The sequence below is a fragment of the Pseudomonas sp. DCA-1 genome, assembly GCF_046523955.1.
In the GTDB taxonomy this organism is placed as follows: Bacteria; Pseudomonadota; Gammaproteobacteria; order Pseudomonadales; family Pseudomonadaceae; genus Aquipseudomonas; species Aquipseudomonas putida_Y.
In genome coordinates this window covers 2,949,317-2,965,204 of the sequence record NZ_CP169881.1, presented here as the reverse complement: position 1 = coordinate 2,965,204, position 15,888 = coordinate 2,949,317, and the positions used below count along the sequence as shown (strand labels likewise).

At 61.6% G+C, this 15,888-nt stretch carries 13 protein-coding genes; 10 read left to right on the top strand and 3 right to left on the bottom strand.

Features of this window, described 5'->3' with window-relative positions; genetic code table 11:
• Positions 1-33: 33 nt before the first annotated feature.
• From galE to ACE4QZ_RS13895, 3 genes are all read right to left on the bottom strand, one after another.
• Positions 34-999 carry a UDP-glucose 4-epimerase GalE gene (gene galE / locus ACE4QZ_RS13905; RefSeq protein ID WP_021785067.1) on the bottom strand — a complete coding sequence of 322 codons (966 nt, stop codon included), beginning with the start codon at positions 997-999 and terminating at the stop codon, positions 34-36.
• A 105-nt stretch (positions 1,000-1,104) separates the two neighbouring features.
• Complete coding sequence (locus tag ACE4QZ_RS13900) at positions 1,105-3,705, bottom strand: glycosyl hydrolase family 5 (protein ID WP_031322738.1); 2,601 nt, start codon at positions 3,703-3,705, stop codon at positions 1,105-1,107.
• 5 nt (positions 3,706-3,710) lie between these two features.
• A complete protein-coding gene (locus tag ACE4QZ_RS13895; protein ID WP_021785069.1) occupies positions 3,711-5,237 on the bottom strand; it encodes an O-antigen ligase family protein in 1,527 nt (508 codons plus the stop codon).
• Positions 5,238-5,332: 95 nt separating this feature from the next.
• Between ACE4QZ_RS13895 and ACE4QZ_RS13890 the strand changes: the two genes are divergently transcribed.
• From ACE4QZ_RS13890 to ACE4QZ_RS13845, 10 genes are all read left to right on the top strand, one after another.
• Positions 5,333-6,709, top strand: a complete 1,377-nt coding sequence (locus ACE4QZ_RS13890; protein WP_021785070.1) for an oligosaccharide flippase family protein — start codon at positions 5,333-5,335, stop codon at positions 6,707-6,709.
• Between the two features lie 236 nt (positions 6,710-6,945).
• Entirely contained in the window at positions 6,946-8,412 is a 1,467-nt protein-coding gene (locus ACE4QZ_RS13885; protein ID WP_021785072.1) for a GMC oxidoreductase, read from the top strand.
• Between the two features lie 103 nt (positions 8,413-8,515).
• A complete protein-coding gene (locus ACE4QZ_RS13880; RefSeq protein WP_028697450.1) occupies positions 8,516-9,124 on the top strand; it encodes an acyltransferase in 609 nt (202 codons plus the stop codon).
• 1 nt (position 9,125) lies between these two features.
• Entirely contained in the window at positions 9,126-10,082 is a 957-nt protein-coding gene (locus ACE4QZ_RS13875; protein ID WP_021785073.1) for a glycosyltransferase family 2 protein, read from the top strand.
• An 8-nt stretch (positions 10,083-10,090) separates the two neighbouring features.
• Entirely contained in the window at positions 10,091-10,615 is a 525-nt protein-coding gene (locus ACE4QZ_RS13870; protein WP_021785074.1) for a serine O-acetyltransferase, read from the top strand.
• A gap of 5 nt (positions 10,616-10,620) precedes the next feature.
• On the top strand, positions 10,621-11,598 hold the full coding sequence (locus ACE4QZ_RS13865) for a glycosyltransferase family 2 protein (RefSeq protein ID WP_021785075.1): 978 nt from the start codon (positions 10,621-10,623) through the stop codon (positions 11,596-11,598).
• 9 nt (positions 11,599-11,607) lie between these two features.
• The gene (locus tag ACE4QZ_RS13860; RefSeq protein ID WP_028697449.1) at positions 11,608-12,612 is read left to right on the top strand and encodes a VirK/YbjX family protein; all 1,005 of its coding nucleotides are present in this window, start codon (positions 11,608-11,610) and stop codon (positions 12,610-12,612) included.
• A gap of 49 nt (positions 12,613-12,661) precedes the next feature.
• Entirely contained in the window at positions 12,662-13,864 is a 1,203-nt protein-coding gene (locus ACE4QZ_RS13855) for a glycosyltransferase (RefSeq protein WP_021785077.1), read from the top strand.
• A complete protein-coding gene (locus ACE4QZ_RS13850) occupies positions 13,861-15,048 on the top strand; it encodes a glycosyltransferase family 2 protein (RefSeq protein WP_021785078.1) in 1,188 nt (395 codons plus the stop codon). Before ACE4QZ_RS13855 ends, ACE4QZ_RS13850 begins: the two co-directional genes overlap by 4 nt.
• On the top strand, positions 15,048-15,800 hold the full coding sequence (locus ACE4QZ_RS13845) for a WecB/TagA/CpsF family glycosyltransferase (RefSeq protein ID WP_021785079.1): 753 nt from the start codon (positions 15,048-15,050) through the stop codon (positions 15,798-15,800). Before ACE4QZ_RS13850 ends, ACE4QZ_RS13845 begins: the two co-directional genes overlap by 1 nt.
• Positions 15,801-15,888 lie beyond the last annotated feature (88 nt).

Here is a 15,888-nt window from a genome sequence, read left to right as displayed (position 1 = left end):
CCTTTTGCTGCGCCTACAGGGAGCGAAACCAACTCAGCGCTCCCAGGGATACTGCAACTCCCACTGCCACGCATGCCGCACAATCTCCTCCAGCGAAGCGAACGCCGGGCGCCAGCCCAGCACCTGGATGGCTTTGCTCGCATCCGCCACCAGCCGTGGCGGGTCGCCCGCGCGGCGCGGTGCGTCAAGGGTACTGATCTGCCGCCCGGTCACTGCCCGGGCCGTATCGATCACCTGCTGCACCGAAAAGCCCAGGCCATTGCCCAGGTTGAACGCGGCACGTTCGCCACCGGCCCGTAAATAATCCACCGCCAGCGCATGGGCCGCCGCCAGGTCTGCCACATGCACGTAGTCGCGTATGCAGGTGCCATCCGGTGTGTCGTAGTCACGACCGAACACTGTCACCGCCTCGCGCCGACCCGATGCAGCCTGCAGGATCAAGGGGATCAGATGGGTTTCCGGGTCATGACGTTCCCCGAGCTGACCTTCTGGGTCAGCGCCCGCGGCATTGAAATAGCGCAGGCATACCGACTTCAAACCATAGGCCCGGTCAAAGTCCTCAAGAATCTGCTCGACCATCCATTTGCTCAACCCGTACGGGTTGATCGGTACCTTGGTGTGCGCTTCATCGATCGGCACGTACTGTGGGTTGCCATATACGGCGGCACTCGAAGAAAACACCAGGTGCCTGATGCCGGCATTGACCATGGCCTGCAGCAGGGCAAGGGTGGCTGCGACATTGTTCTGGTAGTACTTGCCAGGCGCGGTGACCGACTCGCCCACTTGAATGAACGAGGCGAAGTGAAACACTGCATCGAAGCGACAAACGCCAAACAGCACGTCCAGCGCGGCTTCGTCGGCGATATCGAGCCTGGCCCACTGGATGCCGGGGCCAGGTGAGACCAAGTCCGCCACCAGCACGTCATGGCCGGCGGCGAGCAGGTGCTTGACCATGTGTGAGCCAATGTAGCCCGCACCACCCACAACCAGATATTTCATCCCCACCTCCTGGAATCTGCTGTTTACAGACGCAGTGAACACTCCCTGACACGTGCAGGTGGGATGATCATCTACAGGTGACCTGAGCGTAGATGGCCCTATGCTCTATTTCAAGAATAGCCAGTTGGACATGTAGGTGCCGTCGAAGGTAATGGTGTATTGCCCATCCTTGTAGGCCACCGGCAGCGGTTTCAGCTGCGCCTGTGCATCGCGGGCGAACAGTTTCAGGCCGGCAGGTGCCTTGATGTTCAGGCTGCCTTCAAGGGGCTCGACATTGAACGGCGTCTTGTCATCGGCCTTGGGCATCGCACGGGTGCCCAGAGACAGAAGAAGTTCGCGCGACTGGCCCAGTGGCTTACCGTCCAGGCTCTGGACCACCACGCTGGCGTAAGGCGTTTTCGTTTGTATCTGAATGGCACCCAGGTTGATCGGACGGCCACCCAGCCAGCCACTGGCGGCCTGGGTCAATGGCGTGTCGATGGTGTAGATGCCTTGTTGCCAATTGCGCCTGAGCTCGCCTGTATCGGTCACCGACTCGGTGGCATCGGCGGCCAGCAGCGCTTGCCCCGGGTCGTGCAGCACCTGCGCGCCTGCCGGGATGGTCGCGGGTTTTAGCCAGGGCAATTCCGGCGTGTGTGGCAGGGCGATCTGCAGCTGGCCCTTTTCCATGGCCGTGCGCAGCAGCGGTGAGTTACGCGGGGTGATTTCCTGGTTGTACAGAGTGGCAGGTGTCGGTGCGAACACGTAGCGAGTGGTGGCGGGCTTCACGTCGGCACGGCGATAGAGCAGGGCAGCGGCGGGCAGGGTGGCGATCATCGCCGGGTCGTTGTACGCGTGCCAGTTGTCCGCTGTGCGCCAACCCGGGTTGAACGCCTGTTGGCTGTAGGCATATTGCAGCATGGCGTCCCAGCCTTGGTGGCTGGCGGTGCCGGCGATGTAAATCGGCAGCGAGTGACGGTCCGGCAGCGGGAAGGGCTCGGCGTTCCACTCGGTGACAGTCAGCGGTTTGCCGACGACCTGGGCGGCAGCAATCCAGTCGATCATGCCGTCGCTGGTCAGCGGGTTCTTTTCCAGTTGGCCTGCGTCGCCGTAGCTGTGGGCGTCGATGACATCGCCAACGCTCAGTGCCGGAAGCGCGCTAAGCCCATTGCCGCCCCAGGTACTGGTGGTAGCAATGGGCACTTTCACGCCCACGCTGCGCAGGTGGGCGATCATGCCGGCATTGAAGCGCTGTTCCAGCTCGTTGAGCAACAGCTTCGACGGCCCATGCTCCCAGGCACGCCAGGTAAGGTCGACGGGTAGGTCAAACTGTTTGGCAAAGGCCTTGGCTGCGGCCATGTAGCGCGCACTGTGGCGCGGTACATCCTTGTTTGGCATCAGGGCGTTGCCGTAATGCTGGGTCAGGTCATTCTCGTTGGTGATCAGCACGGCGGCGATGGCCGGGTCGTCCTTGTAGGCCAGGCCCGTGTATTCGTTCACATGGGTCAGGTACTGCTCGGCGAAGCGTTTCATCGCTTGCTGGATACTGTCGTTCACGTAGGCGTAACCCTTCAGGTCGACGCGACCGTCCTTCTCGGGAAGCTCCTTGAAGTCTTCGATGTTGTCGTTGGCGGTGAACGCACGCTGCACATGCATGTCCAGCCAGATGTAGATGCCTTCGTCCTTGAGTGACTTGATCCACAGGTCGAGCTTGCGCAGCGATTCGGCGCTGAGCTGCTGGGTATCATGCACCAAGGTGCCGTCGCCAAAGACGTTGGGGCTGACCCAGGGCGAGTCGTGGTGATGCAGACGCACCAGGTTGAAGCCCAGCGCCGAAAGGCGTCTGGCCTGCAGGCGAATTTCTTCGTCAGGGGTTTTGAACAACGAGTAGGCCGACAGGTTGGTGCCCCAGAAGCGCACTGGAGTGTTGTCGGCGAACATCAACTGGTCGCCGACCGCCTTCACGAAGCCACGCTTGCCGGCGGGTTTCTCCGCTGCGTTGAGGAACGACAGGTCCACCGGCGAGGTGCGCCAGTCCAGTTGGTCATCAGGCCAGCTGGCGGGGTCTGCCAGGCCGAAGCGCTCGCTGGGGGTAGGGCCGAGTTCGATGTCGCCGGTCACGTTGAGCACGGCCTTGAGCTGCCGGCGGCCGGCGCTGATCGGGTCCTTGTAGAGGAATGCACGCAGCTCGGACGGGTTGCCGCGCTCGAAATAGACCTTGGCCAGTGGCGGGTCGAAGCGCATTTCGATGCGTCGCCCCTGGTCGGCCTTGCCCCAGGTCCAGCCGCGGTTGTCGGGCAGCAACTGCGGGGCGCCCATGTCGCCGGCGATTTGCGCCGGGTCGAACTGGAACACCAGGCCGCCACCCATGACACCGCTCTGGCGGCTGTGGGCGTCGAGGTCGAAGGCCCAGCTCAGGGTTTGCGCCTGTTCCTTGCGGATGTCAGCTTGCAGGTCGAAGTCCAGCTCCTTGTTCTTGCCCCGCAGCGTGTAGTGGTAAGGGCCATTGACCTTGAAGTCGGTATAGAAACCGGTCCAGCTCCAGTTGGCAGCCCAGAAATCGAATTTGGCCTTCATGACCGGGCCGCCGCCGTGTGTCACGGTAGGCAAGCCATTTTGCTCATCGACACTGACCTGCCAGTCTGAAGCCCAGCTGGCCAGCGGCAGCAGGGCCAGGCCGGCAATGGCCGAAAAGCGCACGTAATGACGCAGGGACAGCCTATTCATGAACATTACCTGGGTTGTAGGTCGGGTTCTGCCAGTTCCATCACCTGGCTGTTGTGCAGCCGGCGAACCATCTGGATGTAGGCCACGCCCAGACCTGCGATAGACCAGTACACCACCGGGATGAAGGTGATGCTGCTGACTGTGAAGATGATGACCAGAATGCCGATCAGCGTTGCCAGCAACACCCGGCCGAGCTGTCGTCGCTCATCATCCTTGTCGGCAAAACTGAGCATGGCCCTGCGGATACCCACCACCACCACGGCAAAGAACGCCACGAACAGGCCTAGCCCGACCAGGCCGGCCCGCAGCGCCAGGTTGATGTAGGTGTTGACGATGTCGATGATGCCTTCGCCCTGGATCATCGACTGCATTTCGGGTGTGTTGCGGAAGTCGAAAGAACCGAACAATGGGTTGCGCTGGATGACGATCCAGGAATTGTCCATCAGCCGCTCGCGGTAGGTGATGTTCTCTTTCTCGAGGTTGCCGATGAACGGCAGCAGGTCCAGCACCTTGTCGCCACCAGGCACGACGGTCAGCAAGGGCAACGCCAGCATGCCAGCCGCCCCCAGCAGTGCCAGGCGCTTGACGGCGCCTTTGCCCAGGGCAATGAACACCACCACGATGACCACGGCGCCGATCCACGGGCCGCGTGACAATGGCGCGAACAGCCCGGCGGCCAGCAGCAGGGCGCCCATGGCCCTGTGCAGCGGGCGTTGCACATAGCCTTGCACGAACAGGAACAGGCCGATGGCCACGCTCATCACGTAACCCAGCACAATCGCCTGGCCGGTGGTGACGCTCGCCCGCAGCGCACCACCGCGGCTCAGGTAGCCGGACATGCTCCATGGCACGCCCATGGCGTCGACCAGGGCGCTGTATAGCAGCCAGTGGCGTACATACTCGGCCACAGCGATCAGCGCCATGACGAAAGAGACAAGAACGAAGGCCAGCAGGGTGTCCTTGAAGTCGCTGATCTGACGCAGGCCACGGCTGGCCACGTAGTACGGCAGGAGTACGTCGACATACAGGTAAAGCGCCTGGCGCAGCGTGTCGGTAGGGGTGGTTTCGCGCAAATAGAGCACGCTCAGCAGTAGCAGGCCGGCGGCCAGCAACTTATCGGCCCAGGTGCGGCCAAAGCGAAGGGTGTCACCTTGCCGGCGCAGGTGCAGCGCAGCCGGCAACAGCACGCACAGGCTCAGCAGGCGAATATGGTTCAGGTCGACCAGGTAATTGACCACGCCAAACCCGGGCACCTGGACCGACGCTGGCGGGATCAGGAACAGCAGCATGTAGAACAGCGCCATGGGGTTGTGCTCGCGGCGCCCGGCCAGCAAAAGGACGACCGCACCCACACCCAGATACAGCCAGAAACTGTGCGAGAGAAAAGCCAGCAGGGTCAGCAGGAACCACAGATTACGCCGGCGCTTGTAGTCGCTGAGCGGAATCAGGTCGGTGGCAGGCCGCCGCGCCATCACGAAGACCACGCTCGCCAAAAACAGGATGACGATCAACGCTCGAAAATGTTCAGGCATCGGCTATGTACACCTTTCCTTCGGTGGGCAACGGCTAGCATCGTGGCTAATTGAAACTATAGTGACTTTTAGCCAATCAGTCAGAGATTGAAGTCATGCCGTCGATTGATGTGTCAGCCGCCGCGAGCCTGCGCAAGCGGGCCCTGAGAGCCGGGTCGTGGAACCTGGTCTCGCAGGTGGCTTCACAGGTGATGCGCCTGGGCGGCAATCTGATCATGGCCCGCTTGCTGCTGCCGGAAATGTTCGGGGTGATGGTCATTGCCACCACTGTTTCGATACTGCTGCATTTGCTTTCCGATGTCGGCCTGCGCCAGAACATCATCCAGAGCCACCGTGGTGACGATCCGGACTTTCTCAATACCGCCTGGACCGTGCAGATCATCCGCGGTTTCCTGCTGTTTGCGCTTACTCTGCTGCTGGCCCTGGGGGCTTGGTTGGCGCAACTGGCCGAGCTGTGGCCGGCAGACTCAACCTATGCCGCACCCATACTGCCGATGGTGCTGGCGGTGACCGGCCTGTCTGCGGCCATCTGGGGGTTCCAGTCCACCAAGATAGATGTGGCGGTACGAACTTTCCAACAAAAGCGCGTGGTGCTGGTCGACCTTGCCTCGCAGGTGGCCGGCCTGGTGGTGATGCTGGTGCTGGGCTTGCTGACCCATTCGATCTGGGCGCTAGTGTTATCAGGCCTGGTTTCGGCGGTGGTCTGGACAGTGCTGGGGCATACCGCCCTGCAGGGGCCCACCAACCACCTGCGCTGGGACCGTTCGGCGCTGACCGAGCTGATTGTGTTTGGCCGCTGGATCCTGCTGTCGTCGATGGTTGGTGTGCTGGCGATGTACGGCGACCGTATGTGGTTTGGCGCCAGCATGTCGGCGGCGCAACTGGGTGTGTATTCGATCGCCGTGCTGATCCTGGGTGCGGTGCAGACCGCGCTCATGAAAATTGTCGGCGCGGTGGCATTGCCTGCCTTCAGTGAAGCGGCCCGGGCCGACGACAAGCAGCGCCTGAAAGCGTTGTATTTCCGCTTTCGGCTGCTGGTCGACCTGCTGGTTCTGTTCATTTGTGGCGGGTTCCTGACCGCCAGCCCATTGCTGATTGGCTGGATGTATGACGATCGCTACCGCGAAGCAGGGCCGATGCTGGCGATTCTCTCGCTATCGTTCATCGTATTGCGCTATACCTTGGCTCATCAGGTGTGGATTGCCTTGGGCCTGACCAAGTACCAGGCCATGGACAACATCATTCGCCTGGTCTCGTTATGGGGACTATTGCCGCTGTTACTGGCGCTTGGCGGGGTGGAGTGGGCTATCTGGGGGGTCGCCCTGCATGCTTTGCCAACGCTGGTGCTGGTTGTGTATGTGAATTGCAAACTGGATATCTTCAGCCTCAAACGTGAGCTGGTGGTACTGCCGATGTTGCTGGTCGGGGCGCTGTGCGGGGCACTGCTGACGGCCTTCTTCAACTGGCTGTAACGCAGTTTGCCAGGTGTAACTTTCATGGCTACAGGTCACGGGATCATGGAGAAGCTCACTTTTTGTACTGCGCAGTTGGGTCGTAGAGGTTTTCTCCAGAGCTGTGTCTTGCTCGGCGTGGGGGGCGCAGTATTCGGCGCCTCGGCGGCCGTTGCTGGCAAGACGGCCGAAAAGCCCGGGTTCGTGATAATCAATGGTTGGGTATTGCCGTCCCGTTACTTCCGGAACGCGTCAGCATGATCAAGGACTTTCAGCAGCAGAAGGCGCTGCGCGACCACTACGATTTCTGCATCATCGGCGCCGGCCCGGCGGGTATAACCCTGGGCTTGCGCCTGGCTGCTGCTGGCTGGAGCGTAATGATCGCCGAAGGTGGGGGGCGCGAATATGCGTCGTACTCGCAAGACTTGTACGCGTGCTCATCCACCGGCCTGGAGCTGTATGCCGAGGAATCCCGCCTGCGTTACCTGGGGGGCACCTCCAATCACTGGGCTGGCCGGTGTCGGCCATTCACTCCTTCGGATTTTGCCGTCGCCCCGCAAGGCGACTTGCCGGGTTGGCCAATTCCCTATTCGGAGATCGAAGGCTTTCTACCGGCAGCGATGGAGATTGTCGATCTGGCGCCTGGCGCGGATTTTCGCGCGATGAATTCCAGTCTCGATGGCGGTGACTTCGAGGCGGACCGCTTTCTCCTCAGCACGCCGACACGCTTTGCACAAAAGTACGCAACAGCACTGGAGCAGACCCCAGGCCTAGACGTATTCATCCACTGTAATTGCGTTGACCTGGAGTTCGACAAGGCTTCCGGCCGCCTGGCTGCGGTGGTGTTGTCCGACTATCAACGCAATCGTCAGCGCTTGGTAGCAAGCAACTTCATTCTGGCCACGGGTGCCATCGAGAATGCCCGGCAGTTGCTGAACAGCGAGTCCCTGGTGGCCGCAGGTGTGGTGAGCAAGGAAGGGCTGGTGGGCGGGGGGTTCATGGAGCACCTGAACATCGAAATGGGCACTTTCATCCTAAAGTCCGGGCAGGACCCGGAGCCGCGCCAGTACTACACCACCGATGCTTTCATCGACGAGTACAAGGCCGGTAAAGGCAATGTCACCGCTGTTTTACTGGCCGATGTGCAAACCTACGGCCGCACTGCCGAGGTCAAGTATTTTCTCGAGAGCCTGGCCTGCGACATGGGGTTTGCCAGCAAGGTCGCCTTCGTTGCCAAGTTCAGCTGCCCCGGTGACGGCGTGCTCAGCACCATGATCGAGCAGTTCCCCAACCTGCACAGCCGCATTTCGCTGCTGGACGAGAAGGATGCATTGGGCGTGGCCAAGGTCAATGTCAATTGGGTGCTTAGTGCCGATGACCGGCACACCATCAAGTGCATTGGCAGCGAACTGGCCAAGCAGTTCGCTGACATGGGGCTGGGGTTCGTCAAGCTCAACGATTTCGTCTACGACACCTCGATTCCGCTGAAAATGGCACCCCATGCCCATCACATGGGTACCACGCGTATGGCCGCCTCGCCGCAGTTCGGTGTAGTCGATGCCAATTGCAAGGTGTTCGGTACCGAAAACCTGTATGTCGCCGGCAGCAGCATTTTTGCCAAGGGCGGCGCCTCCAACCCGACCATGCCGCTGTTGCAGTTTGCCTTGCGGCTGGCCGACCACCTCGATAACAAGATGAAAGCGGCCAGCAGCGCCGCAGCGTGATGCAGGTTGTACACGGGTGAGAGCGATGCGGTCAGCACCTAGAAGAACGAGACCGGAACGCCTCAGGACACTCCAGATTGTTCAGATCGCGAGGCCAGGCAGTATGAAGGGATGGATACGCAAGGCAGTGGCGCACTACGCCCATGCAACCGGGCGAGGGGGCAAATTCTACAGGAGGTTCTGCAACCCCTCTGGTCTTGAATGGGGGGCCTATCTGGCCCGATGGGGCAACTTTCACTCGGTCGGCAGCAATTTCTTCGTCAATACAGGCTGCAAGTTTCTCGACCCGTCGCTGGTACGTATCGGCAACAGCGTGGGCTTGTCCGACTGCACGTTGATCGGTCATGACGGGGTGGTACTGCTGATCGAGCATCGCTATGGCAAGCACCTGGATTCGGTCGGTTTCATCGACATCAAGGACAACTGCTTCATCGGCCATGGTGCGATCGTGATGCCTCGCGTGACCATCGGGCCTGAATCCATCGTGGCCGCAGGGGCGGTGGTGACCAAGGACGTGCCGCCAGGCACCGTCTATGGTGGCAACCCGGCCGTGTTCATCTGTACCACCGAGCAGTTGATCCAACGGGTCGAGGCACGTTGCGAAGCTTACCCTTGGATCGACCTGGTGAAACAGCGCAACGGGGCCTACGACCCGGAAGTTGAACCGCTGTTGATGGCGCAAAGACGCCAGTATTTCTTCGGGGACAGCTAAAATGGCTAGCAAACCTGTGGATGTCATGGTGGTGAACTTCAATACCGCTGGACTGCTGCAGCCAATGTTCGATGCACTGCGCCGGGCCGACAGCGAGCGGCTGGCCAGTTACCTGGTGGTGGACAATGCCTCGCGCGATGACTCGGTGCAGCGCATGGCCCAGGTGTGCCCCGAGGCACTGCTGCTGAGCAACAAGCAGAACGTGGGTTTCGGCCGGGCCAACAACCAGTTGTTGGCGCACCTCAAGGGCAAGTACGCCTTGCTGCTCAATACCGATGCCTTCGTTGCCGCCGACTCTCTGCAAAAAACACTCGACTACATGGAGGCCCACCCAGAGTGCGGCGTACTGGGGGTGCGCCTGGAGGGGCGCGATGGTGACCTGCAGCCCAGTTGCCGCTACTTCCCCACGCCGCTCAATGTGTTCGTCGGGCGTACCGGGCTGGGGCGGTTCTTCCCAGGGCTGAAGATGGTCGACGAAATGAACTGGGACCACGCCTCGGTGCGCGAGTGTGACTGGTTGCCTGGCTGCTTCTACCTGGTGCGCCGCGAAGTGCTCGACAAGGTGGGGTTGTTCGACCCGCGCTACTTCCTTTATTACGAAGAGGTGGACCACTGCAAGCGGGTGAAGGAAGCGGGCTGGAAAGTGGTGTTTTACCCGCATACCACGGTGGTGCATATCGGTGGCGAAAGCTCCAAGTCGGTGGCGGAACTGGAGGCTGCCAGCCGGCAGATCTCGTCCTACCAGATCGAAAGCGAGTTGCTGTACTTCCGCAAGCATCATGGCGTGACGGGGCTGGCCCTGCACATGCTGCTGGTCACGCTGGGCGACCTGGTGCTGGCACTCAAGGCGCTGTTGAAACGACGCGGCTGGGGCGCCATTCAGGCCTGCTGGCGTCATTGCCGGGCAACCTGGTCATTGCTGTTCAAGACCCGGTACGCCAGCCAACCAACAAGGTAGGTGGAGCCATGTTCGAGAATATTCGCGCCGACCTGAGGGCCCATGGCGGGGACTGGGGCGCCCAGGGCTTCTGGGTATTGCTGGTGTACCGCTTTGGCCGCTGGCGTTATACGTTGCGCCCGGCACTGTTGCGCAAACTGTGTTCGCTCATCTACAAGGTGCTGTTCAAATTCGTCCAGATCATCACCGGTATCGAACTGCCTTGCGAGGTGGTGATCGGGCGCAACTTCGTCATCGATCATTTCGGCGGCATTGTTGTCAGCGGTTATGCCCGCTTCGGCGATGACTGCCGTATCCGCAACGGCGTGGTGGTGGGCCTGAAGAATGTCGACGAGCCGATTGCCCCGGTGTTCGGCAATAACGTCGACATCGGCACCGGGGCCAAGGTGCTGGGCAGTATTCGCATCGGCAACAACGTGATCATCGGCGCCAATGCCGTCGTGCTGGTAGATGTACCTGACAACTCACTGGCAGTGGGGGTGCCGGCCATCATCAAGGCCCGGCAAGCGGCCGCCACGGCATCGGTCGAGTGAGGCCTATGGCAACGGTGATCGGCGTGGTGGTGATCGGCCGCAATGAAGGCCAGCGTCTCGAGCGCTGCCTTTGTTCGCTGGCGCACGGGGCGGACAAAGTCATGTACGTCGACTCGGGTTCCACCGATGGTTCGCTGCAGTTGGCCGCCAACCTTGGCGTGGACGTGCTGGCGCTGGACATGGGTATCCCGTTCACCGCCGCACGCGCCCGCAATGAAGGTTTTGCCGCCTTGCAGCGCCTGTTGCCATCGATGCAACTGGTACAGTTCGTCGATGGCGACTGCGAGGTGAATGCCACCTGGCTGGCCACTGCGCAGGCTTTTCTTGAGCAGCACCCCGCCGTGGCAGTGGTGTGTGGTCGCCGGCGTGAGCGCTTCCCGCAGCGTTCGGTGTACAACTTGCTGTGCGACCTGGAGTGGGATACCCCGGTCGGTGAGGCCAAGGCCTGTGGCGGCGATGCACTGATGCGGGCTGACGCCTTTGCTGCTGTGGGTGGCTTCCGCCCTGACCTGATAGCCGGAGAAGAGCCCGAACTGTGCGTGCGTTTACGGGCCAACGGCTGGAAAGTCTGGCGACTGGCTGCCGAGATGACCCTGCACGATGCCGGCATGACCCGTTTCAGCCAATGGTGGCGGCGTAGCCTGCGCGCTGGGCATGCCTATGCCGAGGGCGCCTACCTGCATGGCCAGCCACCCGAGCGGCATTGGCTGCGTGAGTCACGTCGGGCCTGGTTGTGGGGCCTGGGCATACCCTTGGTGATCGCGCTGGCCTGCCTGCTGCTGGGCGGCTGGGGCTTGCTCTTGCTGTTGATCTACCCATTGCAGGCCTTGCGCCTGGCTCGCCGCGGCAGCAAGTCGACGCGCGAGAACTGGCTGCAGGCTGTGTTTCTGGTGTTGGGCAAATTCCCGGAAATGCTCGGCCAGCTGAAGTTCCTGCGCCACCGCCTTGCGGCTGGCAAATCGGCTTTGATCGAGTACAAGTGAGAAAAACCCATGATGCTCGGCACCCTCGTGAAAAGCGTGTTTACCTTGCAACCGGGTTACTCGTTGCGGGCGATGCACAACAAGTACAAGTTGGCACGGCAGATCGCCAGGCAGTGGCCTGAGCTGAACGGGTTCATGCAGCGCATGACGGCGGCGCTGGGCCCGCATGGTTTGCAGCGGCTGGGTGTGGATTGTATCGGTGTCGTGCAATGGCCTTACATCAGCCGATGCTGGGAGGCGCCACAGCGTCTGGATGTGGTGGCTTCACACTTTGAACGGGTGGCTGGGCAGTTCCCGGCGTTGCTGCTGCTGGGACGCGACGAAAACCTGAGGCTGTGTGACCTGTCCAGCCATTCGCCGGGCTGCTGCCTGGTTCTGGATCGGCCAATCTGGTTCAAGCGCGAAGGCGAGCTGGTGTTGAACCTGTTCCAGGCCGACCTGCGTGTGGCATCCCTGGCCTTCACCCTGGGCCGCAGCCAGGGTGAGACCTGCCTGTTCATCGGTGCGGTGCAGGGCATCCACAAAGGTATCGACAGCGAAACCTCGCTGGCCATCTACCGTGACCTGACCAAGGACTTCGAAGGGCTGCGGCCACGCAGCCTGTTGCTCGAAGCGTTGAAATGCCTGGGCAGAACCCTGGGTGTAACGCAACTGTATGCCGTCAGCGACGCCTGCCGGCACCATCGCCATCCCTATTTTGGCAACGACAAGGGCCAGGACCTGGCGGCCAACTACGACGTTATCTGGCAAGAACACGGCGCCATAGCGTCTGACCGTGAGGATTTTTTTACCCTCCCGTTAGCGCCGGCACAACGGGCGGAAGCCGACATCCCGGCCAAAAAACGGGCGATGTACCGCCGCCGCCAGGCATTGCTTGACGATGTTTTCACCCGTTTGCAGGCAGCATTGCCAAGCAGCAATCACAACCTTGGACTACAAGGAAAACAGGGGGATGCATTTGCTGTGAGTGCATCGGCAGTAGACGGACCGCCCGTAGTCGACAGCCTGAAGTGAAGGTTGCCAGGGAAGGTTGGTCATCAAGCGGGTTTGGATCTGGATTCGTATGCGCATTGCTTACTTCATCAATCAGTACCCGAAAGTCAGCCACAGTTTCATCCGTCGCGAAATTCTGGCGCTGGAGCGTCAGGGGGTTGAGGTACAACGTATAGCCCTGCGTGGGTGGGACGCCGAGGTGCAGGATGCCGAGGACGCAACCGAACGGGGCAAGACCCGCTACGTATTGCAAGGTGGGCTCAAGGGGCTATTCGCACCGACGTGGCAGGTACTGCGTACGCAGCCGCGGCGGTTTTTCCAGGCGCTGTGGCTGGCCATGCGCCTTGGTCTGCGGGCCGACCGTGCCTGGCCCTATCATCTGGTCTACCTGGCCGAGGCCTGCCAAGTGCTGCAGTGGTTGCTGGCAGGGGATGCGACCCATGTGCACGCGCATTTCGGCACCAACTCTACTGAGGTGGTCATGCTGGCCAACGTCCTGGGCGGGCCGGCATACAGCTTTACCGTGCACGGCCCCGAAGAATTCGACAAACCACAGTTTCTGCATCTGGGTGAGAAGGTGCGGCGCGCCGCCTTTGTCGCGGCGGTGAGCTCGTACGGGCGCAGCCAGCTGTACCGTTGGGTGGCGCACGAGCACTGGGGCAAGGTGAAGGTGGTGCATTGTGGCCTGGAGCGTGGGTTTCATGAGGTGGCGCCGGTCAATGTGCCGCCGGCGCCACGGCTGGTGTGTGTCGGGCGCCTGTGCGAGCAGAAGGGCCAGCTGCTGTTGCTGGAAGCGGCGCGCTGTCTCGCTGCCCAATCGATCGCCTTCGAGCTGGTGCTGGCGGGTGACGGTGAAATGCGCGAGCAAATCGAGGCCTTGATTGCCCGGCACGGCTTGCAGCAGCAAGTGCATATCACCGGCTGGATCAGCAGTGCGCAGGTACGCAAGGAAATTCTGGCCGCCCGCGCGCTGGTGCTACCCAGTTTTGCCGAGGGCTTGCCAGTGGTCATCATGGAGGCCATGGCCTTGCGCAGGCCAGTGCTGACCACCTATGTAGCGGGTATCCCCGAGCTGGTGCGGCCTGGCGAGAACGGCTGGCTGTTCCCTGCCGGTGCCGTTGACGAGCTGGCAACAGCCATGGCCGACTGCCTGGCGCAACCGACCGAGGCACTGCAGCACATGGGCGAGGTGGCCTACCAGCGTGTAGTGCAACGGCATGACATCGACACCGAGGCGGCCAGGCTGGCCGGCTATTTCAAGGCATACGCATGATAAGTGTATTGGGTTGGTTACTGGGCCTGTTGGCGATCATCGTCCTGGTACCGGTGTTGGTCCTGGTGCTGCAAGTGTTGTTGGCGTGCCTGCCAGCGCGGGCGAGGCCCAACGGCATTGGTGAGCGCCCGCGAGTGGCGGTGTTGGTGCCCGCCCACGATGAGGCGTTGGTCATTCGTGCGATGCTGGCCAGCGTTACGCCGCAACTGCTGGACGGCGATCGCTTGCTGGTAGTGGCGGACAACTGCTCTGACGACACGGCCCAGTTGGCACACGAGGCTGGTGCCGAAGTGGTAGAGCGCCACGATACGCGGTTGCGCGGCAAAGGGTATGCATTGGACTTCGGCGTGCGCCACCTGGCTCAACGACCGCCCGAGGTTGTAATTGTGGTGGATGCCGACTGTCAGGTAGGCGAAGGGGCGATTGACTGCCTGGCGCGCCGCTGCCACGAACTTGCCCGCCCGGTACAGTCGCTGTACCTGATGCGTGCACCTGCAGGTGCCGGGTTGAAGGTGCAGGTTGCCGAGTTTGCCTGGCGGGTCAAGAACCTGGTGCGGCCGCGCGGTTGGGCGCGCTTGGGCCTGCCATGCCAGCTGATGGGCGCGGGCATGGCGTTCGCCTGGAACGATCTGAGCCTGATCAACCTGGCCAATGGTCATCTGGTCGAGGATGTGAAGCTGGGCTTGGACCTTTGCCAGCAGGGTAAGCCTCCTGCTTTCTGCCCCGAGGCACTTGTCACTAGCCAGTTCCCGCTCAGCGAGCAGGGCCTCAACAGCCAGCGCACCCGCTGGGAGCATGGCCATCTGGGCTTGATGCTCGCCGATGCACCCAAACGGGCGATGGCTGCAATCACCCAGCGCAATGCTAGCCTGGCGGCCTTGACCCTGGACTTGCTGGTGCCACCCCTGGCGTTGCTGGTGCTGGCCTTGCTCGGGCTTAATCTGGTGACCTGGCTGGCGTACCTGCTGTTCGGCCTGGCGGTGCCCGCGCGGCTCGCCTTTACCGGTTTGGCCTTGCTGGCCTTTGCCGTGGTGTTGGCCTGGGCGCGCTTCTGTCGTGAAGTGATACCGTTCTCGGTGTTGCTGTACGCGCCGTTTTACGCGGCCAGGAAGATTCCCTTGTACCTGAGCTTCCTGATCAAGCGCCAGGTTGAATGGGTGCGTTCAAAACGGGATGACGACTGATGGCTCAGTGGCAGAATCGCTGGAAGCGCGTGATCGACCAGATGGAAGTGATCGCTGACGCCGCCGCAGTGCAGCACCTGCTCGATCGCCTGGCTACACCGGATACGGGCACCGTGCTGGGCTTCGTCAATGCCCATGCCATGAACCTGGTGGTGCGCGATGGTGGCTACTGCCAGGCACTGTCGGCCGCAGATGTGCTGCTGCGCGATGGTGCCGGCATGGCGATCCTGTATCGCGGTCTGGGCCTGGAACCCGGGCTCAACATGAATGGCACTGACTTCATTCCCAGGCTCATGGCTACTTACCGAGGGCGTAAAGTCGCCTTCTGGGGCACCCGGCAACCCTACCTGGACCAGGCCGCGCAGCGCTGTAAAGCCGAGTTCGGCATTGTGCCAGTGTCCGTTCACGATGGCTTTGCCAGCGTAGAAACCTACTTACAATTGGTCCGCAGGGAGCAACCCGAGCTGATTGTACTGGGCATGGGCATGCCCAAGCAGGAAGCGGTGGCGGCAAAATTGGCAGCCATTGGCGGGCCATGCCTGATCGTGTGCGGAGGGGCGATCCTGGACTTTCTCGGCGGCAAGGTCAGCCGTGCCCCCGAATGGCTGCGGCGTTTGGGGGGCGAATGGCTGTACCGCCTGCTGCGCGAGCCCAAGCGCCTGTTCATGCGTTATGTGGTGGGCAATCCGCTATTCCTGTTGCGCACCCTGCTGTACCGGCGGTCAGCGGTTTCGGCCAGGCGGGCCCTATGAACGGCCAAAAATTGCAAAAGCGGTGATTCCGGGTACGCCAGCAGCGGGTGGCTGCTACAGTGATATCAATCGCTTGAGGGCGCCACGC

What these genes read in the sequence shown, in the direction of transcription:
- galE (WP_021785067.1), bottom strand. Translation starts at nt 999, where the DNA reads ATGAAATATCTGGTTGTGGGTGGTGCGGGCTACATTGGCTCACACATG.
- ACE4QZ_RS13900 (WP_031322738.1), bottom strand. Translation starts at nt 3,705, where the DNA reads ATGAATAGGCTGTCCCTGCGTCATTACGTGCGCTTTTCGGCCATTGCC.
- ACE4QZ_RS13895 (WP_021785069.1), bottom strand. Translation starts at nt 5,237, where the DNA reads ATGCCTGAACATTTTCGAGCGTTGATCGTCATCCTGTTTTTGGCGAGC.
- ACE4QZ_RS13890 (WP_021785070.1), top strand. Translation starts at nt 5,333, where the DNA reads ATGCCGTCGATTGATGTGTCAGCCGCCGCGAGCCTGCGCAAGCGGGCC.
- ACE4QZ_RS13885 (WP_021785072.1), top strand. Translation starts at nt 6,946, where the DNA reads ATGATCAAGGACTTTCAGCAGCAGAAGGCGCTGCGCGACCACTACGAT.
- ACE4QZ_RS13880 (WP_028697450.1), top strand. Translation starts at nt 8,516, where the DNA reads ATGAAGGGATGGATACGCAAGGCAGTGGCGCACTACGCCCATGCAACC.
- ACE4QZ_RS13875 (WP_021785073.1), top strand. Translation starts at nt 9,126, where the DNA reads ATGGCTAGCAAACCTGTGGATGTCATGGTGGTGAACTTCAATACCGCT.
- ACE4QZ_RS13870 (WP_021785074.1), top strand. Translation starts at nt 10,091, where the DNA reads ATGTTCGAGAATATTCGCGCCGACCTGAGGGCCCATGGCGGGGACTGG.
- ACE4QZ_RS13865 (WP_021785075.1), top strand. Translation starts at nt 10,621, where the DNA reads ATGGCAACGGTGATCGGCGTGGTGGTGATCGGCCGCAATGAAGGCCAG.
- ACE4QZ_RS13860 (WP_028697449.1), top strand. Translation starts at nt 11,608, where the DNA reads ATGATGCTCGGCACCCTCGTGAAAAGCGTGTTTACCTTGCAACCGGGT.
- ACE4QZ_RS13855 (WP_021785077.1), top strand. Translation starts at nt 12,662, where the DNA reads ATGCGCATTGCTTACTTCATCAATCAGTACCCGAAAGTCAGCCACAGT.
- ACE4QZ_RS13850 (WP_021785078.1), top strand. Translation starts at nt 13,861, where the DNA reads ATGATAAGTGTATTGGGTTGGTTACTGGGCCTGTTGGCGATCATCGTC.
- ACE4QZ_RS13845 (WP_021785079.1), top strand. Translation starts at nt 15,048, where the DNA reads ATGGCTCAGTGGCAGAATCGCTGGAAGCGCGTGATCGACCAGATGGAA.